Consider the following 20,399-nt stretch of genomic DNA (forward strand, 5'->3'; position numbering starts at 1 on the left):
CGTCCCGGGCTCAGGCGGAAACCGCCGTGCAGAGGTAGCAGCCCGCAGTCGCGCTGCGAACGTGCACGTAGTCCACGTCGGGGCGGGCGAGCAGCTCGCCGAGTGTGGTGCCGGCGTCGGCGTGGGCGATCCGCTCGGCGTGGACGAGTCGCCTGCCCCGCCCGTAGCAGTTGAGTAGCAGTCCGCTCCGGCCGAGGCGGGCGGGATAGGTCGCCGTGTCGGTGTACGGCGCGCAGGAGCGCGCGTGGACGAAGACGGGCCCGGGCAGCGGGAGGTCCTCGGTGTCCCGGAACGGGTCGTAGGTGAACGCGACGAGCCGCTCCACGCCCGGCTCGATCACGTCGAGGCACACCCGGCACGGTGCCGGTTCGACGGGCACCTCGCTCCATGCCGGGTGGTCGTAGTCGGGAGCCCGCATCGTGCTGCGGACCTGGTCGGCGACGGCGGTGTCCATGGGGACGATGCGGAAGGCCATGCGGGCAGCCTGCCGCCGGCCGACGTCCGGTACCGGCGGTTTTCGGACGTGAACCCGCGACGTGTCGCTGTCAGATCCACCCGCGTTCGCGCGCGATCCTCGCCGCGTCGGTCCGGTTCCGGGCGTCGAGCTTCGTCATGGCGGTGGACAGGTAGTTGCGGACGGTGCCTTCGGCCAGGTGCAGCTGTTGCGCGATGGTGCGGTTGGTCGCCCCCTCGCCGACCAACCGCACCAGCTCCCGTTCCCGGTCCGTCAGCTGGTCGGCCTGGTCCCAGGCGGCCAGCGCCAGTTCGGGTGCGATCACCGTTCCCCCGGCGTGCACCGTGCGCAGCGCGTCGGCCAGTTCGGTGATCGGTGAGTCCTTCAGGACGTAGCCGGTCACACCGGCGTTGAGCGCCCGGCGGAGGTAGCCGCTACGGGCGAACGTCGTGACGATGAGCACCCGGGTGCGGCTGCCGCGTCGCCGCAGTTCGGCGGCGACGTCCAGGCCGGTTCCCCTCGGCATCTCGATGTCGGCGACGAGCACGTCCGGGTCGTGTTCGGCCACCGCGTCCAGTGCCTCCGCGCCGTTGGTCGCGATGGCCTGCACCGTGATGTCGGGCTGCAGGCCGAGCAGTTCGGCGAACGCCTCGACCACCATGGTCTGGTCCTCGGCCAGCACCACGGAGATGCCGTCGGTGTGCTCGCCGTCGTGGCCCGTCATCAGGTCGCCACCTCCAGTGGTACCGCGATCGTGACCGTCGTCCCCGCCGTGCCCGAGTGCTCCACTCGACCACCGAGCACACTGATCCGTTCCCGCAACCCGCTCAGGCCGTTGCCGGGGCGGTGGTGTCCTCCGACGCCGTCGTCGGCGATCACGAGCCGGAGCTCCCCGTCCGCGGCCGACAGTCCGACGCAGCAGGTGCGCGCGTGTGCGTGGCGGGCGACGTTGGTGATCGCCTCGCGCAACGCCAGTGCCAGTTCGTGCTCGGTGGACCCGACCAGTTTCACCGCCGGGTCGCGTCGCGTCGACAGCTCCACGCCCGCGCTCGCCAGCGTGGTCCGTGCCGACTCCAGCTCGGCGTCGAGTGTCGTGTGCCGGAGCCCGCTCACCGCGGCCCGCACCTCGGCCAGCGCGGCGCGAGCCGTCTCCTCCGCCTGTGCCGCTGCGGCGCGGGCGCGTTCGGGGTCGCTGTCGACGAGGTGGCGGGACAGCTGCGCGTGCATGACGACCGACGTGAGCGAGTGACCGAGCAGGTCGTGCAGATCCCTGGCGATCCGCTCGCGTTCGGAGAGGGTGGCGAGGTATTCCACCCGGGCGTTGCGCAACCGCAGGTCGGTGGCCTCCCGGGCCTGGTCGGCCTGTTCGATCTGGGTGAGGCCGATGATCCAGGTGAACAGCAGCGACGGCCCCAGTCCCCAGAGCCGCCACGGCAGCGGGATCGGCGAGAGCCACAGGAGCAGCAGCATCACGACCGTCAACCCGACGAACCAGCGCAGTGCCACCCGCCGGGATTCGTGGATGCCGGCTGTGGCCGCGGCGTAGACGAACAGCACCGCGGCGCCCGAGTTCAGGGGAGTCGTGAGCACGCCGAGCACGGTCGTGGGAACGGCCGACCCCCAGCGCGCCAGGTCGGGTCGCCGCCAGGCGAGGACGTAGAGGGGCAGGAAGACCACGATGATCCCCGCCACCAGCAACCAGTCCCACACACCCGCGTCCGGAGCGTTGATCGGGTGGAAGAACGGAATGGCCAGGTAGACCAGGTGGAACCACCCGATCTCGCGCCAGGCCGCAGGCTCGGACGGGGGCCCCGTCCGAGCGGCGGATTGGACGTTCGCGGTGGCGGTCATGGTCGCGCACGACGATAGGACAGGGCGGCGACACCGGTCAGGATCACGGTCCAGACACCCAACACCGCGAGGTGTCCCGCCGTCGCCGCGCCGTCGAGCTGGGCCACGGCCAGCTCCGAGAGGTGGTACGTCGGCAGGAATCCCGCGACGGTGCCGAAGAAGTCGGGCAGCATCTCCAGCGGCATCCACAGCCCGGACACGACGGCGCTCGGCATGAGGATCGCGTTGAGGATCGCCGTGGTGGCGTTCGGCCTGGCCTGGAACCCGACCGCGAGGCTGAGCAGGGCGAACGGCACGGCTCCGAGCAGCAGCACGACGTACAGGCGGAGCAGTTCGAGGGCCGAGGCCTGCAGCACCCCGGTCGCGGCGGCCGCGGTGGCGGTCATCGTCAGCAGCACACCGATCGCGTACGGCAACGCGGCGAGCACCTTGGCCGCGAGCGTCACCGGCAACGGCACCGCCTGCACTCGCTTCGCCTTCAGCCAGCCGATCTCCCGGTCGTGTGCGACGCCGATGCCCGGGCTCAGCAGCGTCACGGCCAACACGCCGAAGGTGCCGAACGTGCCGAGCATCCGCGTACCCGTGGACATCTCGCCTGTCGTCTGGTCGCCGAACATCGACACGAACAGCGCGAAGAAGCCGACCGGCATCAGAACCGAGAAGAACAGCGCGACGGGCTCCCGCACGATCGCGCGCAATTCGTCCAGGAGCTCCACACCGAGCAGACGCCGGGTCACCGGAGCACCTCCCGGGCCTGCGAGGTCAGCGCCACGACGGCTTCCTCCAGACCGACCCCCTCGACCCGGAGATCACTCAGGTCGGGGTCCTCGGCGAGCAGAACGCGCAGCAGTGCTTCGGGTGTGCGCGTGCCGAGGCGGACCAGCTCGCCGTCGCGGTCGAACGACGCCACTCCCGGGAGGTTCGCGACGACGTCGTCGTCCAGCCGGGTGCGTGCGACGACCGTCCGGTCGGGCAGCCGCGACACCAGTTCGTCCGGTGTGCCGGAGGTCAGGACCCGGCCCCGGTCGAGTACCACGACCCGGTCGGACACCGCGGCCGCCTCGTCGATCAGGTGGGTGGTCAGCAGGATGGCGGTGCCCTTCTCGCGGCGCCTCGCGAGGATCCGCCAGAACCGCCTGCGGGTGGGGACGTCCAGACCGACCGTCGGTTCGTCGAGCACGAGCAGCGCAGGGTCGTTCACGAGCGCCATGGCCAGTTGCAGGCGCTGCTTCTGGCCTCCGGAGAGCTTCGCCGCCCGACGGTGCGACAGCTCGGTGAGCTCCAGTTCCGCCATGATCGGTGCGGCGCTGGAGCGCGGTCGGCCGCCGCGCACGGCCGCACCCGACACCAGCTCGCTCACCGTCAGGGTGCTCGGCTGGCCCAGAGACTGCTGTACGACGCCGACCTTCCGCCGCGTCACGGCGTGCTTCGGGTCTCCACCGGCCAGGACGATCTCGCCGTGGCCACGGGGCAGCAGCCCCACCACCAGGTTCACCAACGTCGTCTTGCCCGCGCCGTTCGGGCCGAGCAGGGCGACGCACTCACCCGCCTCGACGGTGAGGTCGACTCCGTCGAGGGCGCTCGTCCCTCCGTAGCGGTGTCGCAGACCCCGCGCCGTCAACACTGTTCGCACTGTTCCTCCATCGGCTTCCGATGTGGAACAGTGCCCGCCCGACGACGTCGACCGGTAGTGACGGCGTGGCAGGTGCTGCGACTGACGAATGTCACCTCACCCGGCGGCGCCGCGCGGGGCGAGCTCAGCCGGTCAGGGCTGCGGCCACGCACCACACGGCGGCTGCCGTCAGAGCCGCGGCCACCACGCCCGGCCACCATTCCGTGGTGGTCGCGGCGAGGAACGCCTGCGCTGCCGCCGTCGCTGCGAACGCGACTGCGAGGACGAACAGCGCGAAACGCGTGGTGGGCCACGGTTTCGGGACACGTCGCGGCATCGACACCGGCCTCCTCGGTGCTTGACAAGGGTGATATCGCTCGTTATGCGCCGCAAGTTACGTGCGGGCGTTTCACGTCACATGTCGGACGATGGGCCGGACCTTCCTCGGTCGGCGCCGGAGTGAGGTGAGGTCAGTGGTTTGGGCCACCATTGCGCTCGGCGGGGAAAAGGCTCGCCGCTCGCCTCTCGCGGGAAGTTTCCGGCGGCGGAGCCGTCGGCTATTGGTCGATTACGCCGCGTTGTCGGCAGTGGTTTCGACCACGGGATGGGGCAAAGCGGTGAAGCTTGCCACAGTTATTGTGTGGATCAAGGGGCCGCTAGCCGGCCTGCACAGGAAAAACCAGCCGACGACGTGGTCAGGCACGTGACTGAGGTCCAGCCCACGTGAGGATGCACATCACACAGGTCTTTGCCGATTTCGTCGTCGCAAATAGAGTTCGGTTGACAATTTTCGCCTACGGGTCGGGTCTCGTGACTCCGTGATCGTCGCTTCTGTCGCGACGGGCGGGCACATGTCATATTGACTCGCGTGAAGCACTCTGCTTAATCTCGCGCTAAGCGATGGCTTAGCGCGACTGGAGGCTGCGTGAAGTCCGTTGCACGGGTTGGGGGCCCATGAACTACCTGTCGCTGGAAGGGCCTTGAGCGCGTTGTTGAACAAGAGTGCCGCCGCACGCCGTGGGCGTTCGACCATCCGCACCCGAGTGCTCGCCATCGCCTTCATCCCGAGTCTGGTCTTCCTCCTGACCGGTGTCACGGTGGCCACGCTGCTCGTCGTCGACGCCGTCCAGACCAGGTCGTTCAGCACCAAGGTCCACGAAGCCGCGAGACCCGCCGGTGTGCTGTTCGCCAACGTGCGTGAGGAGCGCAGGCTCACGCTGCAGGAACTCGCCATGACCCGGTCGCTGCGGGCGGAGCTGTCGGAGCAACGCAAGCGCACCGACGCCGCGGCCAAGGAGATGGCGGACGACCTGGAGAGCATCGCCGAGGACGCCCCGGACAACGTGCTGGCCAGCACGAAGGTCGCCGCGGAACGGACCGCGCAGCTCACCGAGTTCCGGCAGCGCGTCGACGCCGACGACGTGTCGCTGCAGGAGGCCTACGACTTCTACAACGCGATCATCGACGCCTACGTGGTCGGCCTCAACGGCGTCGCGCAGGAGACCCCGAGCGCCGAGAGCGCGTACAAGCGCATGGTCGCGATGCCGCTGTTCGTGGCGGCCGACGGCATGTCCCGCGGTGACGCGCTCGCCGCCGCGGGCATCGCGAGCGGGGGACTGACCGAGCAGGAGTTCCGCACCTACATCGGCCAGGTCGGTGCCTACCACGCGACGTTGCAGCAGGCCGTGCCCGACATGATCCCGTCGGTCCGGGAGAAGTACGAAGCGCTGGTCTCCGGCGACGCGTGGAGCACGTTGACCAGCGTGGAGAACGCGTTCCTGCGCGGCAACACCACCGACCTCCCCGTGGCCGAGCCGGCCTGGCGTGCCGCGGCCGTCGAGGTCGGTGGCACGCTGTGGGACCTCTACGTCGAGCAGAGCACGGTGGCCACCGAGCTGGCGCTCGACGAGGCGGACTCGACGCTGTACACGATGATCACAGTTGGTGCCGCCGTCATCGCGGCCGCGCTGGGCGTGTTCCTGCTGGCGTGGCGGCTGTCCGACCGGCTGGTCAAGCGGCTCGTCGCACTGCGCGAGGCCACCTTGGAGGTCGCGCAGGAACGGATGCCGAGCATCGTCGAGCGGCTGCGCACCGGCGAACAGGTGGACCTGTCCACCGAGGTCTCCTACCTCGACCACGGTGACGACGAGATCGGCCAGGTCGCGGAGGCGTTCAACGAGGCACAGCGCACCGCCATCGCCGCGGCGGTGGACGAGGCCAAGACCCGCGAAGGTACCCAGAAGGTCTTCCTCAACATCGCGCACCGGAGCCAGGTGATCGTGCACCGGCAGCTGTCGGCACTCGACGCCGCCGAGCGCAAGCAGGAGGACCCCGACCAGCTGGACCTGCTCTTCCAGCTCGACCACCTGTCGACCCGGGCGCGCCGCAACGCCGAGAACCTGATCATCCTCGGTGGAGAGCAGCCCGGACGCCAGTTCCGCAACCCCGTGCCGGTGGGCGACATCGTGCGGGGCGCCATCGCCGAGACCGAGGACTACAAGCGCGTCACCATGGGCAAGCTGCCCGCCACGGCCGTCGCGGGTCCCGTCGTCAGCGACCTGGTGCACCTGCTCGCCGAGCTGATCGACAACGCGACGTCGTTCTCGCCACCGCAGTCGCGGGTCGAGGTCCGCGGCGAACTCGTGGGCCGAGGCGTGGTCATCGAGATCGAGGACCAGGGCATCGGCATGGAGGACGACGACCTCAGCCGCTTCAACGAGATGATGAAGAACCCGCCGGACTTCAGCTTCATGGCGCTGTCCGAGGAACCGCGGCTGGGTCTCTTCGTGGTCGCCAGGCTCGCGGCGAAGCACGGATTCACCGTGACCCTGCGCGACTCCGCCTACGGCGGCACGCGGGCGATCGTGCTCGTGCGCACCGAGCTGCTGAGCGACCTCCCCGAGGGTGAGTCGGTGTCGAAGCCGGCCGAGGCCGGAGCCGCGGCGGAGTCGGAGACGGCCGAGAGCTCCGCGGCGCCCATCAGCCGCAGGCCGAGGGCACTGCCCGCGCGGGGTGGTGGCGAGAAGGTCAACGGATCGCACGCCGTCGGCGTCAACGGCCCCGCACCCGCGGAGCCCGACAGCTCCGCGACCACCACGGTGCGGCGCGCCGCCGTCTCGCCCCCGCAGCTGCCCGCGGGCGAGGGTGATCGTCCCGAACTGCCTCGGCGCGGGCGCCGCGACAGCGACGCCCCGCCACCGGAACCGCAGGAACAATCCCCGAGCACGGTCGAGGGCGTGCACGGAGAACTCCCGGGAGATGCCGTGCTGGAGTGGTCGCCCGACCCGACACCGAGTGAACCGGGCAGGCACGCCCAGATCGAGGACGACGAGCAGGCCGCACCGACCCGGTACGTGCCCAAGCTGCAGCGGGAGGCGCCCAAGGCCGCTCGGCCCGCCGGCGAATCCCGCCCTCGGCACCAGGCCCGACCGGCGCCCGAACGCCCGGCTCAGCCCGGCGGTGCGGACACCCGCCCGCCCGCCGCGCCGTCGGCCCCGCCACCCCTCGACGGCGAAGGCAGGCCACCCCTGCCCCGGCGTCGCCGCCAGCAGAACCTGGCGCCCCAGCTCCGCGACGACACGACCACGCTCGGCGCTGTGGGCGGTGACGAGGCCGCGGGCGGTGGAGACGACTACGACCCCGCGCCCGAGCAGGCCCGCAGCAGGCTCTCGGCGTTCCAGCAGGGAACCCGCCGAGCTCGACAGCACCAACCCGGCCCCGACGAGTCTGGAGACTGAGGAACATGGCCAACTCGGTAGTCAACGAACTCGACTGGCTGCTCGACGACCTGTTGCGCCAGGTCGCGGGAGCCGACCGGGCCGTCGTCCTGTCGTCGGACGGCCTGCTCATCGGCCGGTCGAGCAACCTGTCCGAAGAGGACGGTGAGCACCTCTCGGCTGTCGCCTCGGCCTTCCAGAGCCTCGCGAGGGGAACGGGACGGCACTTCGGCGGAGGGCAGGTGAGGCAGACGGTGGTCGAGATGGACCACGCGTTCCTGTTCGTCACCGCGGCGGGCCGAGGCGCGTGCCTCGCCCTGCTGACGACCGAGGACGCCGACATGGGCATGGTCGCGTACTCGATGAACATGCTGGTGAAGCGCGTCGGTGCTCTGTTGAGTGCCGCGCCCCGGGTGGAGCCCCACACCACGCCATGAGTGACCAGGACGAGGAGATGTGGGACGACGGGGGTGCGGGGCTCGTACGCTCGTACGTCGTGACCGGAGGCCGGACCCGCTCCGACAACTACGGCCTCGACATGATGACGCTGGTGGTGGCGCTGTGCACTCCAGCCGAGGCCACGCATCTCCCCGAGGAGTACGAGAGGATCGTACGGCTGTGCCAGCAACCGATGTCCGTGGCGGAGGTCGGAGGTCACATCGACCTCCCCCTGCCCGTGGTGAAGGTTCTCCTCAGTGATTTGATCGAGCAGAACTATGTGATCTTCCGTAAGGCCGCGCCTCCGAGCGAAGCACCCAACAAGCACGTACTGCAGGCGGTTCTCGATGGCATCCGCAAACTCTGACGACCGACGCCTCCGTGCAACGGCGGTGAAACTGCTGATCGCCGGTGGGTTCGGCGTCGGCAAGACGACCATGGTGGGCTCGGTGAGCGAGGTGCCGCCGCTGCGTACCGAGGAGATGCTGACCTCGGCGTCCGAAGGCGTCGACGACCTCTCCGGAGTGGAGCAGAAGAGCACCACCACGGTGGCGCTCGACTTCGGCCGGATCACGATCAGCCCCGACCTCATCCTGTACCTGTTCGGCACGCCCGGGCAGGACCGGTTCTGGTTCATGTGGGACGAGCTGGCCCAGGGCGCGCTCGGCGCCGTGGTCCTCGCCGACACCCGCAGGCTGGAGACGTGCTTTCCCGCCGTGGACTTCTTCGAGCGGCGGGGACTGCCGTTCGTCGTCGGCGTGAACTGCTTCGACAGCGCCTACCGGTACGGCACCGAGGAGGTGCGGGCGGCGCTCGACGTCGGACCGCACGTGCCGGTGCTGCTCTGCGACGCCCGCGACCGAGAGTCCACCAAGCAGGTCCTGGTGACGCTGATCCAGCACGTCATGGCCTCGGCGAACATGGTCCCGGCCCCGTACTGACCCCTGGCCATCGTGTCCGCGAGTTGTGCACGCGTGTCCGCGTTGCAGGGACACGTGTTCGCGCTTCCGGGACGCGAAGCTCAGCCGGCGGGGCGTGCTGTCACCTGGATCATGGGACTCGCGGGCACCCAACGGGGGATCTCCGAGAACTCCTCCACCGCGTCGAGGTGGAAGTCGCCCCGGCGGCGCACGGTGCCCAGCGTGTCCCGGTTGGGATGACAACCCGCGCCGACGACCTTCCACACGGGCGTGACGAGGTCCTGCACGCGTGCGAGTCGGCCGTCGCCGCGAACGTGTTCGAGCAGCGCCAGCGTCCCGTCGTCCTTCAGCACCCGCCGGGCTTCCCCCAACGCCGCCTCCGGGTCGGCGACGGTACAGAGCACCAAGGTGAACACGACGGCGTCGACGCTGTCGTCGGGCCAGGGCAGCGCCTCGGCCGACGCGTCGGTGACCTCGACCGGAACGTCGGTCTCCGCGGCACGACGAGCCAGCCGGGCACGCATCGCCGCGTCCGGCTCGGCAGCGATGATGCGTTCGGCGGAACGCAGGTGGGGGAGGTTCGCACCTGTGCCTGCGCCGACGTCGAGGACGGTGCCGGTCAGGCCGTGCAACAGCTGCTCACGTCGTCGGCCGAGGAACAGCCGCTCGGCGTGCGCGTTCATCCGGTCGTAGTAGGCGGCGAAGAGCCGGTGTGCTCGCACTCCTCCCACGCTAGTGGCGAACGTGGCGCTGCGCTTGGGACGCCGTGTCCGCGCGCTGCGCACGCGTGTTCGCGTCGCACGTCGCGGACACGGGTCCCTGAAGCGCGGACACGGGTCCCTGAAGCGCGGACACGGGTCCCTGAAGTGCGGACACGCGTGCGCAGACTGCGGACACGGCGTCAGGTCGGCTTGCCGTTCAGGGATTGGTCGAGCAGTTGCACCGGGTGCAGCATCGGGATGTCGTCGTCCAGGTAGCGGCGGATCTGCAGGAGGCACCCCGGATTGGCCGTCACCAGCAGGTCGGGCGCCACGGTGCGCACGTTGTCCGCCTTGCGCTGCCCGAGTTCGGCGGCGGGCTCCGGTTGCACGAGGTTGTAGATGCCCGCCGACCCGCAACACAGCTCCGCCTCGGGGAGGTCGACCACGTCGAGCCCGGGGATCGTGCGCAGCACTGCCCTCGGCTGGTCGCGCACCCCTTGGGCGTGGCCGAGGTGGCAGGCGTCGTGGTAGGCGACCTTCGCCTCGATCCGCCGCCTCGGGGCCTGGGGTTCCAGCTCGGCCAGCAGCTCGGTCACGTCGCGCACCTTGGCGCTGAAGTCGCGCGCGCGGTCGGCCCAGTCGGGGTCGTCGGCGAGCAGGTGGACGTACTCCTTCATCGAGGATCCGCACCCGGCGACGTTGACGACGATGGTGTCGACCGGCAGTTTCTCGAAGGTGGCGATGGTGCGCTTGGCACGGTCGGCGGCGCTGCCGGACCGGCCCGCGTGCAGTTCCAGCGCCCCGCAGCAGCCTTGTTGCCTCGGTGTCAACACCTCGCAGCCCTCCGCGGCGAGCACGCGCTGGGTGGCGGCGTTGACCTCGTGGAAGAACACGTCCTGCACGCAGCCGGAGAGGAGGGCGACACGTCGCCGCACCGAACCCTTCGGCCGCACGCGCCGAGGCAGGGACGCGAACGCCTCCCGCAGGCGCACGGGCGGGAGCAACGCCTGCGTGGCCCGCAGCCGTGGTGGGAGGACGCGTTCCATCAGCTTCGGCAGCCCCGACTTCTGGTAGGCCTGGCCGAACACCGCCGCGACGCGGAGCCTGCGGCGGTACGGGAACAACGCGAAGATCGCGTTGCGGAACAGCCGGTCGGACGGACGCCGCTCGACGTTCCGCTCGATCTGCGGCCGGGTGGCCTCCAGCAGCCGGTCGTACTGCACGCCCGACGGGCAGGCGGTCACGCAGGCCATGCAGCCCAGGCACGCGTCGATGTGCTGGGTGAACGCGCCTTCCAGCCCGATCTCGCCGCGTTCGGCGAGGTCCATGAGGTAGATGCGGCCGCGCGGCGAGTCCATCTCCTCGCCCCAGAGCTGGTAGGTGGGGCACGTCGGCAGGCAGAACCCGCAGTGCACGCAGTCGTCGAGCAGCTCGCGCTCGGGCGGGTGCTGGGAGTCGAAACTCGACTGTCCGAAGAGCTCGGTCACGGTGTGGCCTCCCGTCCGTCCAACCACGACCCGAGACGGCCGGGGCACAGCCGTCCTTCCGGGTCGAGTTCGTTCTTCAACGCCCGGAGCACCCGCACCGCCGAGGGCACCTGACCCCACGGGCGGACGCCGGAGGGCACGGCGCGGCGGACCACCGACGTCCCGTTCACGGCGGTCACGGCGTCGTGCGCTGCCTCGATGTCGGTGTCGGGCACGGACAGCGTCGCGACACCGGTGCCGAGTCCGACGGTGGCCGTGGCGGTGTCGCCACCGATGGCGGCGAGCACCGCGGGCAGCCTGCTGGGCCGGACCCCGATCCGGAGGTTCGCCGCGTCGACGAGGTCGGCGTGCCGGGCCCATGCGGCGTCGGCCGCGTCGTCGTCGAGCACGGTGCCACCGAGGTCGTCCGCGAGGCGGCGGGCGCGCGCGTCGGTGCCCTCGGGCGTGCCTTCGAGCCGCACCAGGAGCAGGTCGTCGAGCCATTCGAAGGCTACGGGTTCGCTCTGCCCGGACAGCACCGCCGCGGCGTGTTCGGCCGCAGCGGGCAGCGGTGCTTCGACGCACACCGTGCGGCTGGCGGAGGGCAGGGGGTGCAGCCGCAGCACGACCTCGGCGAGCAGCCCGAAGACCCCGTAGGAGCCGTGGAGCAGTTTCGCGAGGTCGTAGCCCGCGACGTTCTTGATGACGTGGCCTCCCGTGCGGGCGACCGTGCCGTCGGCCAGCACGACCGTCGCTCCGATGACGAGGTCGCGCAGGGAGCCGTAGGTCAGCGACAGCGGCCCGGAGTCGGCGGTCGCGACGAGGCCGCCCACGGTGGCGCCGCGCTGCACCCTCGCCGCGTCGAACGCCACCCGTTGGCCGTGCTCGCCGAGCTCGGCCGCGAGGGCGCGCAGCGGTGTGCCCGCCCGCACCGACACGGTCATGTCCGCGGGGTTGTAGGCCAGCACCCCGGTCATCCGGGTCGTGTCGAGCACCGCCGGAGTCGGGAGCGCGGGGTCGCCCCAGTCCGCGGCGGTCCCGGCGCCGCGGAGGGTGACGGGCTCGCGTGTGTCGGCGAGCGCCTCGTGTGCCTCGCGGAGGTCGGTGGGCGCGAGCACGGTCGGTGTCGTCGGCCGAGCCGGCGAGGTCTGCGACGTTTTCGGAGTCATAGCCGTTCGATCACTCCAGCCTCCTCCAGCGGGTGCGGGCGGTACGGCCCCGGCGCCTCGCCGCACAACCTCGGGGTGGGCAGCAGTTTGCCCGGGTTGCACAGCCGGTCCGGGTCGAACGCGCCGCGCACGCGGTCCATCGTGGCGAGGTCGTCGGCGCTGAACATGCGGGGCATCGAGCACGCCTTGTCGGTGCCGATGCCGTGTTCGCCGGACAGCGAGCCGCCGAGCTCGACACAGAGCTCCGCGATCCGGCCCGACAGCTTCTCGGCGCGGTCCTGCTCGCCCGCCGCGGCGTTGTAGAGCACGAGCGGGTGCAGGTTGCCGTCGCCCGCGTGGAAGACGTTGGCCACGCGCAGGCCTTCGGCGCGGCCCATCTCCTCGATGCGGCCGAGCACCTCGGCGAGGCGGGTGCGGGGTACGACGCCGTCCTGCACGAAGTAGTCGGGGCTGATGCGGCCCACCGCGGCGAAGGCGGCCTTGCGGCCCTTCCAGATCTTCGCGCGTTCGGCGGCGTTGCCCGCGATGTGCAGCCGGGTGCAGTGATGGCGCTCGCAGATCTCCCGGACCTGCTCGAACTGCGCGGAGCACTCGGTGGCCGGTCCGTCGAGCTCCACGACGAGCGCGGCGGCCGTGCTCAGCGTGTAGCCGGCGTGCACGGCCTGTTCGGCGGCCTGGATGGCGAGATTGTCCATCATCTCCACGGCGGCGGGCACGATGCCGGCGGCCACGATGTCGCTGACGACCTCGCCTGCCTGCCGCACGGAGTCGAAGTCGGCGAGCAGGGTGCGGACGGTTTCGGGCACGGGCAGCAGGCGCACCGTGATCTCGCAGGCGATCCCGATGGTGCCTTCGGAGCCGATGAACACGCCGCGCAGGTCGGGGCCGAGTTGCTCGCCGGTCTCGCCGCCGAGCGTGACCACCTCGCCGTCGGGCAGGACGACGGTCATCGACAGCACGTGGTTGGTGGTGAAGCCGTACTTGAGGCAGTGCGCGCCGCCGGAGTTCTCGGCCACGTTGCCGCCGATCGTGCAGACCTGCTGGCTGGACGGGTCGGGTGCGTAGTAGAGCCCGTACGGCGCGGCGGCGCGGGTGATGTCGAGGTTGGTGACGCCGGGTTGCAGTGTGGCGCGCCGGTCGACGGGATCGACGTCGAGCACCGCGCGCAACCGTTGCAGCGCGATCACGACGCCGTCGGCGACGGGCAGCGCGCCGCCGGAGAGCCCGGTTCCCGCGCCTCTCGCCACGTACGGGACGCCGTGTTCGTGGCAGGCGCGCACCGCGGCGGCGACGCTTGCGGTGTCGGTGGGCAGGACCACCAGGTCGGGGACCACGCGGAATCCGGTCAGCCCGTCGCACTCGTAACTGCGCAGGGCCACCGGGTCGGAGATGACGTTGTCCTCGCCGACCGCCGCGGCCAGGGCCGATCGCACCGTCGCGTCGAGCATCAGCACCCACCTGCTTTCCGCTTTGCGGAACGTCGTTGTCGCTCTAAGGAAACGTTACCGCTGAAGTGGGCGTGGTCAAGATGGCAGCGCGCTCTCGTGTCGTCGCGAGCGGAGCCGCGCCAGGCCGTGTCGAGCGCCTCGTTGCGGGCGTGTCGGACACGAGCGTGTCGGGGCCGGGTGGTACCAAGACGGGCATGACGTGTGTGAGCTGCCGGACCGGTCTCGACCACTGCCACGGCACCGTGCTGGTGCACGTCGACGGCGGCGTGGAGTGCACCGAACCCGACTGCGTCGACGCGGTGCTCCTGCGGCACACCCTCGTGATCCGGTGCGACGAGGTCGAGGGCGGCTGCGACTGCGTGATCTACGGCGAGCTCGGGCTCGCTTCCTGAGCCGTGCGGGCGAAGCGCAGCCCGAAGTTGTCCAGCGTCGCGGGCAGCCGGTCGTGTGCGTGGGTGCGTGACCGCAACGTCGTCGGCGCCAGCAGCCGGTAGTCGCCCGCGCGCAGCAGTTCGGCCAGCAGCGTGCTGGTCACCAGCAGCACGAGGTTCTCCCCGGGGCAGCGGCCCGGCCCGTCGCTGAACGGCACGAGCGCGGGCAGTGCGCCGGCCCGGCCGTCGAGCCACGCGTCCGGGGCGAACCGGTCGGCGAACGGCACCAGCGCGCGATCGCGGTGGAAGAACGGCGTGAACGTGAAGAACAGCGTGTTCGACGGCAAGGTCGTGCCGCGCCAGGAGGTCACCGTGGTGCTCTCGCGCAGCAGCACCGGTGTCGTCGGCCAGAGGCGAACGGCGTCCAGCACGCACGCGCGCAGGAACGGCAGGCCGGCCTCGCCGTCCGCGATCTCCTTCCTCGCTGTCGCGGCGTGCTCGGGATGCACGCTGAGCAGCGCCAACGTGCGCAGGGAGACCATTCCCGCCGCGTCGAAGGCGAACAACCAGTGCGGCACCTGCCCGTACGGGTCGACGCCGTCGTCCGCGGGAGTACGCGCGATCACGGCGGCGAGGCTGCCCGGCTCGGCTCGTTCCAGGTGCTCGTCCAGGCGCTGCTGGAATCGGCGTCGGCGTTCGTGGGCTTGCGGCAGCAGGAACGCCCAGTTGCCGCGTGAGCGCAGGGCCGCCAACGCGTCGGTGACCTCGGTGTCGTCGCGGGCCTGGTCGCCGAGCACGAGCCGCCGCACGATCCGCCACCACGCGCGCTCGAAGCGCGGCCAGTCGAGCCTGTCGCTCTCGCCGAGCAGCTGCCCCACCTCGTGTGCGACGACGTCGCGGAGGCGTTCGGCCAGCGAGTGCTCGGCGTGCCCGGCCTCCAGCACGACCTCGTTGTAGTGGCGGCGGGGCTCCCGCTGCGGCATCGGTGTCGTGAGGACGGCGTGGGGCTGGAAGTGTTCGAGTGCCCGGCGCTTCTCCCAGGCGGCGGGGCTGAACGGCGACGGCGTGGCGTCGAGCACCCGCGCGACGTCGTCGGGCTCCAGTAGCACCGCGATGCGGCGACCGGGCACAGGCAGCAGAACGGGCCCGGCGCCATGCCGGGCCCGTAGTCGCTGCAGCACACGCAGTGCCATCCGGTCGAGGTGCAGTCGGTCGGCCAGCGCCATCACCCGGGGCCGGCGGTTGAGCACGCCGACCGCGAGTGTCGGAGCCACCACCCCGCCGACCACTCCGGCTGTGTCGAGCAGGCCGGCGCGACTCGTCATCGAGTGCGCTGGCTGGGCACTGGCCGGCCCTCTTCGGGGTGCAGTCCCAGCGCGTCGAGCAGCTCGGCGCAGTCCTCGGCGTCGACGGCGGCCGACGCGACGGCGCGCACCGCCCTGCGGCGCTGCTCAGGGTCCGGCTCCTCCGTGTACGGCAGCACCGGGCGGGGGTTCTGGCTCGGGGCCGTCGAGGTGTGTGTCGTGTTCACGAGTGCTCCCGTTTCGTTGTCGTCCGGCGGGCGCGAGGTCGGTTCTGTCGGGTGTCGATTGGGTGTCGATTGGGGTCGACGACAGCGGTTTCTCCCGCCGCGACCGACACGTACCCGCTGGGTGGCGGCGTTACACGTCTGGTTTCCCGGAGCAGGCGACTGGGTACGAGCCGTGAGGTGGCTCGCTGGTCGGGAGAAAGGAGGCTGACGTGGGTACCGACGCTTACCTCGCGTTCATCGCCCTGGGTTTGATCATGATCGTTGCCGACGGTCAGATGCTCTACCGCAGTGGAAAGCGTTACCTGTCCGATGTGGACTCAAACGGTGACTCCGTCAACTCGATGGCCAAACTCGTCACGGTTCTGTTCCACCTCGTCATGTTCGGCTTCCTGGCACTGCTGTCGGTGCTGGACTTCAGCTTCGGCGGGCACACCGTCCGCGCGGTCATCGGCAACCTCGGTGTCCTGCTGCTGCTCCTCGCCCTCGTGCACGCGGTGACGATGGCCGTCATGTCGCAGATGCACGACGCCCGGGCCACCGACGAGCTGTACTCGCGGCCGCGGCAGAGCCCCGACCCGGCGAGCGGTACCAACATCCAGCTGCAACGGGGTCCCGTCGTGACCCCCGTCCCGGGACAACAGGGGCGGGACCCACGGCTGAGCCCCACCATCGAGGACCAGCTCAACTGACCGCGCCGCGTGCGCTCGGCTGTCGGCCCGTTGCCGGACGGATCCGGGAACGGGCGACTCCGAGCGCGCTCCGGGCGCGGTGACGGTGAGACCCACGCGACAATGCTGCACTGCGTGACCGGAGCGTCGCGAATCGGAGACGAGCGGATGGGCGACACAGGTCCGCCGATCGGGTTACCGGGACACCCGCGCCCGCACGACCCGGTTCGCGAGCGTCAGCAGCGCGGCGAGCAGGACGAAGTCCGCGAGGAACACTCCGCGTTGGATCAGCGCCTCCGGCAACAGGTCGAGCAGGGTCAGCAAGGTCGACAGCGGTGGAGGGCCGCCCGAGAGCTTGTCGGCGACGTAACTCGCGCCGAACAGGACGAGCAGGCCGATCGACGGCCACACCACCCGCTGCAGTCCACGCCGCGCGGCCTGGTGGGCGGCGTCGGGCGAGTCACGCAACTGGTCCAGCAGTGACAGCGCGATGCCGGGCACGCAGAGGAACGCGAGCAGGCTGCCGTACTGGTGGATCAGGCCGCTCACCGGGTCGACGTCCGACTCGAACGCCGCCGGGAACAGCGCGGCGGCGACCAGGCCCCCGGCCGCGGCGACGACGAGGACCGTGGTGGTCCGGCTGATGCGGAGGCCCGCCGCGGCCAGTGTGCCGCGGACCGCGAGGACGCCGACGGCGAAGGACAGGAGGCTGGCTTCCAGCATTCCCTGCCCCTCGTCGGTGAAGGCGTAGCGGCTCACCGGGTCGGTGAGGGGGTCGAACGAGCTCACGAGATGCAGGATCGTCAGCGTGAAGAGTGCCCACCCCAGTGCGGCGGTGGCGGCGAACGTCCAGGCGCGCACCCGAGCAGGGGCGCTCTCTACTGTTGTCGCATTCGTCCCCAGTTGCCCCATAACACCGATCTTGCCCACGGTGCGGAGGGCTGTCCTCAGGGATCACCCCTGAAATCTCCCTGGCCGCGCTGGAAATCGATCACCACGAGGGCCTGGTCGTCGTGCTGTTTCGAGCGAGGCCACCGCACTCGGTCGCTGTCGTCGATCTCCGCCTGTCGCACCGTGTCCAGGACGGCCTCGGCTCCATGAGCGCGTGCCCGTCGCAGCAGTCCGGGCCAGTCCAGGACGCCGTAGGTGTCGACCCCTGCCGACACGCCGTCGGTGGCCAGCACCGCCGCGTCCACCGCCGTTCGGGGCCAGCGGCGCCGCAGCGCGTGGGAAGCCGCCTCCGGCACGGCTTCGGCGACCCAGAAGCCGTGCTCGCTGTTGCGGAGCCGGTCGACCGCCTCCCGCGTGCGCAGCGCCCCCGCCGCCCTCAGCCGGTCCAACCGGTCGTCGTGCACCACGTCGGCGCCGGCCTCGGTGAACACGACCACGGGGCTGTCGGCGAGGACCAGCGCCTCGACGTGCTCATTGGTCCAGCGCACCATCGCGACCGTGCTCGACGGAGCGCGTCGCGGAGTCAGGTCGTGTTCCCGCGCCAGCGCCGAGATCGCTTCCGAGAGAAGGGTGTCGAGGTCCTCGCCCGCGTCCGTCCGCAGGCGTCGCTCGATCGCCTCCGCGAGCAGGCGGGAGTACCAGCCTCCGCTCGGAACGCCGCGCCGTGTCTCGGTGGCGCCGTCCAATACCACCGCGGTGCCGGCGGAAGCGTCGGGGCCGTCGGTGTGGACCACGACGCGGTCCTCGGTGGGGCGGGGGGTGCCGTCGAGTCCCACCCCGGGGCGTTCGGCGATGTCGATGCGAGGCACGAACCGACCGTAGCGACTGTCAACCTGAGTTGACATGACCGGAGGTGTCAACGTAGGTTGACACCATGGGTGAAGCAACCGAACTCGCGGCCAGGGCCGGCGACCGCGACCCGAAGATCGGGTTGCGTGCGGTGGCGGCGCTGCGTCGGCTCCTGGAACAACTCGAAGCGGTCCAGGTGCGCAGCGCGCGGACGCAGGGCTGGTCCTGGCAGGAGATCGCGGACGCGTTGGGCGTCACGCGGCAGGCCGTCCACAAAAAGCACGGGAGGCGTTGATGTTCGAGAGGTTCGATCGAGTCGTCAAGGATGTGGTCGTCGGTTCCCAGGCCATCGCCGTGGAGCAAGGAAGCGAGCACGTCGACGCGGTCCACCTGGCGTGTGCACTCCTTCGCCGGCCCGTCGGGGTGGTGCACCGGGTGCTCGAGGAGAACGGTGTGGCGGCGGACGCGGTCGAGGCGGAGTTCGACAAGGTGCGTCGACGTGGAGGGCTCAGTGACACCGAGGTCGACGCTCTGGCCGCCGTCGGAATCGACGTGGATCACGTGCTCGCGCAGTTGGGCGGCCAGGACGACGTCACCGGCAGGCGGCGCCGGAAGTTCTTCCACCACATGCCCTTCAGCGATGCGGCGAGGCGCGTGTTGCTGCGGTCGCTGGAGGAGGCGAGGAACCTCGGCGAGAAGCGGATCACTGTGGACCACGTCCTCCTGGGTGCCCTCGGCGTTCAGGGTCCGGTCGCCGACGTGCTGGCGGATGCCGGGGTCACCACGACCGCGGTGCACAGGCACCTGCAGCGGCGGTGACTGGCACCCCTCACCTGCGCTTCGGCGACCACGTGACGTGCGGCAGGAAGAACTGCGTCAGCGGACCGATGGCCAGCGCGTACAGCACGGTGCCGAGACCGACCGTGCCGCCGAGCAGCCACCCGGTCGCCAGGACGACGACCTCGATCGCGGTGCGGACCGCACGAACCGACCAGTTCGTGCGCGCCGACAGGCCCGTCATGAGGCCGTCGCGGGGGCCGGGACCGAGACGCGCTCCGACGTAGACGGCCGTCGCGAGCCCGTTCAGGACGATGCCGCCGAGTAGCAGGGCCCCCTGCCACACCAGGTGCTGCGGTTGCGGCAGCACCGCTCGCACCAGGTCGACGACCACGGCGATGACGAGGACGTTCGCCACCGTGCCGATGCCGGGGCGTTGCCGTAGCGGGATCCACGCCGCGAGCACCACGACGCCGGTCAACGCGGTGACCGTGCCGAACGTGAGCCCGGTGCGGTCGGCGACGCCTTCGTGCAGGACGTCCCAGGGATTCAGCCCGAGTCCCGAGCGGGTCATCATCGCCATGCTCGTGCCGTAACAGGCCAGACCCAGCAGGAGCTGGGTCAACCGGACGGCCGGAGCCGTGGTGACGGGAACGGGACTGAGTTCGACGGGGGATTTCACCGAGGCCACGTCGCCCACTATGACCAGCGAGCGGGACGGCCGGAAGAGCCAATCAACCGGTCCTTTGCCCGACACGGCGTGGGCTGCGACACGTGAGGTGTGAACCGGGGGACCGCCGGTGCGCCGGATGCGAGATCAGGCCGTCACTCCAGGGAAAAGGACGGTGTGGCATCCGGCGCACCGGCTCGTCACCGTGCCCGGGGAAGGGCACGGGTGCCGCGGGCCGCTTCCGGCATCGCCCCTCGCAATGCCGGAAACCCCCTTCGGCTCAGGTGCACGTCGGTGCGGGGTTTCCGCCCGGCGCGGTGGGCGGAAACCGCCGACGTGCACCCGCGGGGCCTCGAAGCCACGGGGGCATCGTGGAGTCGAGACCATGACCCGTCACGGCCGGGCGCGTTCGGCCGGGCGGGAAGTGTGGAATACACGGGACGACCTCTCGGTAAACGACAGTCCAGGGATGTGACCGTCGCCGGTGAGCCTCGCGAGACGTCGCGCGGCACCGGCTACCGAGCAGGCTCAGTCAGGGGAGGTCGTGGGTAGCGCGGCTTCTCGCCCGAGACCGACGATGTCGTGATCGCGGCTGACACCGAGGAGACGCAGCTGGGTCACCGTGGGAACGTCGCCGAGGACGCCGTGTTCGCCGCGGTGCGCGTGGGGATTGTTGTCGTGGGGCGACGCCGTGGGGTGCGACGGCGCCGCGACGGACGCCGGCGCGGCGGGCGACGGCGCGGCGGGCCCGGAGGGACGCGACGAGTCGCCTCCGCGCGCTTCCGAGCTGTCGGAGCCCGGGTCGGCGTGGTGGGCCGACCCGGTGGGCGCGGACTGCGTGCGGGACGACTGCCGCGAGACAGGACC

24 protein-coding genes are annotated in these 20,399 nt (G+C 70.9%); 9 read left to right on the forward strand and 15 right to left on the reverse strand.

Annotation, left to right across the window (positions count from 1 at the left end; all coding sequences use genetic code 11):
• Positions 1–10: 10 nt before the first annotated feature.
• The 6 genes from SACAZDRAFT_RS14490 to SACAZDRAFT_RS14515 all read right to left on the reverse strand — a co-directional run bounded on the left by SACAZDRAFT_RS14490 (position 11) and on the right by SACAZDRAFT_RS14515 (position 4,254).
• Positions 11–475 (reverse strand): DUF1203 domain-containing protein, encoded by a 465-nt coding sequence (locus SACAZDRAFT_RS14490; RefSeq protein ID WP_005442903.1) that lies wholly within the window; start codon positions 473–475, stop codon positions 11–13.
• A 70-nt stretch (positions 476–545) separates the two neighbouring features.
• Positions 546–1,178, reverse strand: coding sequence for a response regulator transcription factor (locus tag SACAZDRAFT_RS14495; RefSeq protein WP_005442904.1), 633 nt, complete (start codon positions 1,176–1,178; stop codon positions 546–548).
• Positions 1,178–2,305: a sensor histidine kinase gene (locus SACAZDRAFT_RS14500; RefSeq protein WP_005442905.1), complete on the reverse strand. Its 1,128-nt coding sequence runs from the start codon at positions 2,303–2,305 to the stop codon at positions 1,178–1,180. Before SACAZDRAFT_RS14500 ends, SACAZDRAFT_RS14495 begins: the two co-directional genes overlap by 1 nt.
• A complete protein-coding gene (locus tag SACAZDRAFT_RS14505) occupies positions 2,302–3,042 on the reverse strand; it encodes an ABC transporter permease (protein WP_005442906.1) in 741 nt (246 codons plus the stop codon). Before SACAZDRAFT_RS14505 ends, SACAZDRAFT_RS14500 begins: the two co-directional genes overlap by 4 nt.
• Positions 3,039–3,938, reverse strand: coding sequence for an ABC transporter ATP-binding protein (locus tag SACAZDRAFT_RS14510; protein ID WP_005442907.1), 900 nt, complete (start codon positions 3,936–3,938; stop codon positions 3,039–3,041). Before SACAZDRAFT_RS14510 ends, SACAZDRAFT_RS14505 begins: the two co-directional genes overlap by 4 nt.
• Before the next feature lie 124 nt (positions 3,939–4,062).
• Positions 4,063–4,254 (reverse strand): hypothetical protein, encoded by a 192-nt coding sequence (locus tag SACAZDRAFT_RS14515; RefSeq protein ID WP_005442908.1) that lies wholly within the window; start codon positions 4,252–4,254, stop codon positions 4,063–4,065.
• 643 nt (positions 4,255–4,897) lie between these two features.
• Between SACAZDRAFT_RS14515 and SACAZDRAFT_RS14520 the strand changes: the two genes are divergently transcribed.
• From SACAZDRAFT_RS14520 to SACAZDRAFT_RS14535, 4 genes are read left to right on the forward strand one after another with little or no spacing between them, the layout of a single operon-like run.
• Positions 4,898–7,654, forward strand: a complete 2,757-nt coding sequence (locus SACAZDRAFT_RS14520) for a sensor histidine kinase (protein ID WP_005442909.1) — start codon at positions 4,898–4,900, stop codon at positions 7,652–7,654.
• 5 nt (positions 7,655–7,659) lie between these two features.
• A complete protein-coding gene (locus SACAZDRAFT_RS14525; protein WP_005442910.1) occupies positions 7,660–8,070 on the forward strand; it encodes a roadblock/LC7 domain-containing protein in 411 nt (136 codons plus the stop codon).
• Positions 8,067–8,438: a DUF742 domain-containing protein gene (locus tag SACAZDRAFT_RS14530; RefSeq protein WP_005442911.1), complete on the forward strand. Its 372-nt coding sequence runs from the start codon at positions 8,067–8,069 to the stop codon at positions 8,436–8,438. Before SACAZDRAFT_RS14525 ends, SACAZDRAFT_RS14530 begins: the two co-directional genes overlap by 4 nt.
• Positions 8,419–9,012, forward strand: coding sequence for a GTP-binding protein (locus SACAZDRAFT_RS14535; protein WP_005442912.1), 594 nt, complete (start codon positions 8,419–8,421; stop codon positions 9,010–9,012). Before SACAZDRAFT_RS14530 ends, SACAZDRAFT_RS14535 begins: the two co-directional genes overlap by 20 nt.
• 80 nt (positions 9,013–9,092) lie before the next feature.
• Here the strand turns inward: SACAZDRAFT_RS14535 and SACAZDRAFT_RS14540 are convergent, their stop codons facing one another.
• The 4 genes from SACAZDRAFT_RS14540 to SACAZDRAFT_RS14555 all read right to left on the reverse strand — a co-directional run bounded on the left by SACAZDRAFT_RS14540 (position 9,093) and on the right by SACAZDRAFT_RS14555 (position 13,775).
• Positions 9,093–9,713: a class I SAM-dependent methyltransferase gene (locus SACAZDRAFT_RS14540; protein ID WP_040927774.1), complete on the reverse strand. Its 621-nt coding sequence runs from the start codon at positions 9,711–9,713 to the stop codon at positions 9,093–9,095.
• Between the two features lie 179 nt (positions 9,714–9,892).
• Positions 9,893–11,179 (reverse strand): glycolate oxidase subunit GlcF, encoded by a 1,287-nt coding sequence (gene glcF / locus SACAZDRAFT_RS14545; protein ID WP_005442914.1) that lies wholly within the window; start codon positions 11,177–11,179, stop codon positions 9,893–9,895.
• The gene (locus SACAZDRAFT_RS14550; RefSeq protein ID WP_005442915.1) at positions 11,176–12,327 is read right to left on the reverse strand and encodes an FAD-binding oxidoreductase; all 1,152 of its coding nucleotides are present in this window, start codon (positions 12,325–12,327) and stop codon (positions 11,176–11,178) included. The genes glcF and SACAZDRAFT_RS14550 overlap by 4 nt, the downstream gene beginning before the upstream one ends.
• Positions 12,324–13,775 carry an FAD-linked oxidase C-terminal domain-containing protein gene (locus SACAZDRAFT_RS14555; RefSeq protein ID WP_005442916.1) on the reverse strand — a complete coding sequence of 484 codons (1,452 nt, stop codon included), beginning with the start codon at positions 13,773–13,775 and terminating at the stop codon, positions 12,324–12,326. The genes SACAZDRAFT_RS14550 and SACAZDRAFT_RS14555 overlap by 4 nt, the downstream gene beginning before the upstream one ends.
• A gap of 194 nt (positions 13,776–13,969) precedes the next feature.
• Here SACAZDRAFT_RS14555 and SACAZDRAFT_RS14560 point away from each other — a divergent pair, with 194 nt between their 5' ends.
• A complete protein-coding gene (locus SACAZDRAFT_RS14560) occupies positions 13,970–14,167 on the forward strand; it encodes a hypothetical protein (protein ID WP_040927996.1) in 198 nt (65 codons plus the stop codon).
• Here the strand turns inward: SACAZDRAFT_RS14560 and SACAZDRAFT_RS14565 are convergent.
• Positions 14,140–15,471, reverse strand: a complete 1,332-nt coding sequence (locus SACAZDRAFT_RS14565; RefSeq protein WP_005442927.1) for a cytochrome P450 — start codon at positions 15,469–15,471, stop codon at positions 14,140–14,142. The genes SACAZDRAFT_RS14560 and SACAZDRAFT_RS14565 overlap by 28 nt on opposite strands.
• Positions 15,468–15,677, reverse strand: coding sequence for a hypothetical protein (locus SACAZDRAFT_RS14570; protein ID WP_005442929.1), 210 nt, complete (start codon positions 15,675–15,677; stop codon positions 15,468–15,470). Before SACAZDRAFT_RS14570 ends, SACAZDRAFT_RS14565 begins: the two co-directional genes overlap by 4 nt.
• A 209-nt stretch (positions 15,678–15,886) precedes the next feature.
• On the opposite strand from SACAZDRAFT_RS14570, the gene SACAZDRAFT_RS14575 reads away from it, so the two are divergent.
• Entirely contained in the window at positions 15,887–16,366 is a 480-nt protein-coding gene (locus SACAZDRAFT_RS14575) for a hypothetical protein (RefSeq protein WP_005442931.1), read from the forward strand.
• A 174-nt stretch (positions 16,367–16,540) separates the two neighbouring features.
• On the opposite strand, the gene SACAZDRAFT_RS14580 is transcribed toward SACAZDRAFT_RS14575, so the two are convergent.
• On the reverse strand, positions 16,541–17,257 hold the full coding sequence (locus tag SACAZDRAFT_RS14580) for a DUF998 domain-containing protein (protein ID WP_037295544.1): 717 nt from the start codon (positions 17,255–17,257) through the stop codon (positions 16,541–16,543).
• Between the two features lie 35 nt (positions 17,258–17,292).
• Positions 17,293–18,141, reverse strand: coding sequence for a protein phosphatase 2C domain-containing protein (locus SACAZDRAFT_RS14585; RefSeq protein WP_005442935.1), 849 nt, complete (start codon positions 18,139–18,141; stop codon positions 17,293–17,295).
• Between the two features lie 29 nt (positions 18,142–18,170).
• Here SACAZDRAFT_RS14585 and SACAZDRAFT_RS14590 point away from each other — a divergent pair, with 29 nt between their 5' ends.
• Together SACAZDRAFT_RS14590 and SACAZDRAFT_RS14595 are read left to right on the forward strand one after the other, a co-directional pair.
• Complete coding sequence (locus tag SACAZDRAFT_RS14590) at positions 18,171–18,380, forward strand: HTH domain-containing protein (RefSeq protein WP_005442936.1); 210 nt, start codon at positions 18,171–18,173, stop codon at positions 18,378–18,380.
• Positions 18,380–18,904 (forward strand): Clp protease N-terminal domain-containing protein, encoded by a 525-nt coding sequence (locus tag SACAZDRAFT_RS14595; RefSeq protein WP_005442937.1) that lies wholly within the window; start codon positions 18,380–18,382, stop codon positions 18,902–18,904. Before SACAZDRAFT_RS14590 ends, SACAZDRAFT_RS14595 begins: the two co-directional genes overlap by 1 nt.
• Before the next feature lie 10 nt (positions 18,905–18,914).
• Here SACAZDRAFT_RS14595 and yczE read toward each other — a convergent pair whose 3' ends face one another.
• Entirely contained in the window at positions 18,915–19,544 is a 630-nt protein-coding gene (gene yczE, locus SACAZDRAFT_RS14600; RefSeq protein ID WP_037295549.1) for a membrane protein YczE, read from the reverse strand.
• A gap of 661 nt (positions 19,545–20,205) precedes the next feature.
• On the opposite strand from yczE, the gene SACAZDRAFT_RS23845 reads away from it, so the two are divergent.
• Positions 20,206–20,399: hypothetical protein (locus SACAZDRAFT_RS23845; RefSeq protein WP_005442939.1), on the forward strand; the 194-nt coding region annotated here is incomplete at its 3' end.

The sequence above is a fragment of the Saccharomonospora azurea NA-128 genome, assembly GCF_000231055.2.
In the GTDB taxonomy this organism is placed as follows: domain Bacteria; phylum Actinomycetota; class Actinomycetes; order Mycobacteriales; family Pseudonocardiaceae; genus Saccharomonospora; species Saccharomonospora azurea.

What these genes read in the sequence shown, in the direction of transcription:
- SACAZDRAFT_RS14490 (WP_005442903.1), bottom strand. Translation starts at nt 475, where the DNA reads ATGGCCTTCCGCATCGTCCCCATGGACACCGCCGTCGCCGACCAGGTC.
- SACAZDRAFT_RS14495 (WP_005442904.1), bottom strand. Translation starts at nt 1,178, where the DNA reads ATGACGGGCCACGACGGCGAGCACACCGACGGCATCTCCGTGGTGCTG.
- SACAZDRAFT_RS14500 (WP_005442905.1), bottom strand. Translation starts at nt 2,305, where the DNA reads ATGACCGCCACCGCGAACGTCCAATCCGCCGCTCGGACGGGGCCCCCG.
- SACAZDRAFT_RS14515 (WP_005442908.1), bottom strand. Translation starts at nt 4,254, where the DNA reads ATGCCGCGACGTGTCCCGAAACCGTGGCCCACCACGCGTTTCGCGCTG.
- SACAZDRAFT_RS14525 (WP_005442910.1), top strand. Translation starts at nt 7,660, where the DNA reads ATGGCCAACTCGGTAGTCAACGAACTCGACTGGCTGCTCGACGACCTG.
- SACAZDRAFT_RS14530 (WP_005442911.1), top strand. Translation starts at nt 8,067, where the DNA reads ATGAGTGACCAGGACGAGGAGATGTGGGACGACGGGGGTGCGGGGCTC.
- SACAZDRAFT_RS14535 (WP_005442912.1), top strand. Translation starts at nt 8,419, where the DNA reads ATGGCATCCGCAAACTCTGACGACCGACGCCTCCGTGCAACGGCGGTG.
- SACAZDRAFT_RS14550 (WP_005442915.1), bottom strand. Translation starts at nt 12,327, where the DNA reads ATGACTCCGAAAACGTCGCAGACCTCGCCGGCTCGGCCGACGACACCG.
- SACAZDRAFT_RS14555 (WP_005442916.1), bottom strand. Translation starts at nt 13,775, where the DNA reads ATGCTCGACGCGACGGTGCGATCGGCCCTGGCCGCGGCGGTCGGCGAG.
- SACAZDRAFT_RS14560 (WP_040927996.1), top strand. Translation starts at nt 13,970, where the DNA reads ATGACGTGTGTGAGCTGCCGGACCGGTCTCGACCACTGCCACGGCACC.
- SACAZDRAFT_RS14565 (WP_005442927.1), bottom strand. Translation starts at nt 15,471, where the DNA reads ATGACGAGTCGCGCCGGCCTGCTCGACACAGCCGGAGTGGTCGGCGGG.
- SACAZDRAFT_RS14580 (WP_037295544.1), bottom strand. Translation starts at nt 17,257, where the DNA reads ATGGGGCAACTGGGGACGAATGCGACAACAGTAGAGAGCGCCCCTGCT.
- SACAZDRAFT_RS14585 (WP_005442935.1), bottom strand. Translation starts at nt 18,141, where the DNA reads ATGTCAACTCAGGTTGACAGTCGCTACGGTCGGTTCGTGCCTCGCATC.
- SACAZDRAFT_RS14590 (WP_005442936.1), top strand. Translation starts at nt 18,171, where the DNA reads ATGGGTGAAGCAACCGAACTCGCGGCCAGGGCCGGCGACCGCGACCCG.
- SACAZDRAFT_RS14595 (WP_005442937.1), top strand. Translation starts at nt 18,380, where the DNA reads ATGTTCGAGAGGTTCGATCGAGTCGTCAAGGATGTGGTCGTCGGTTCC.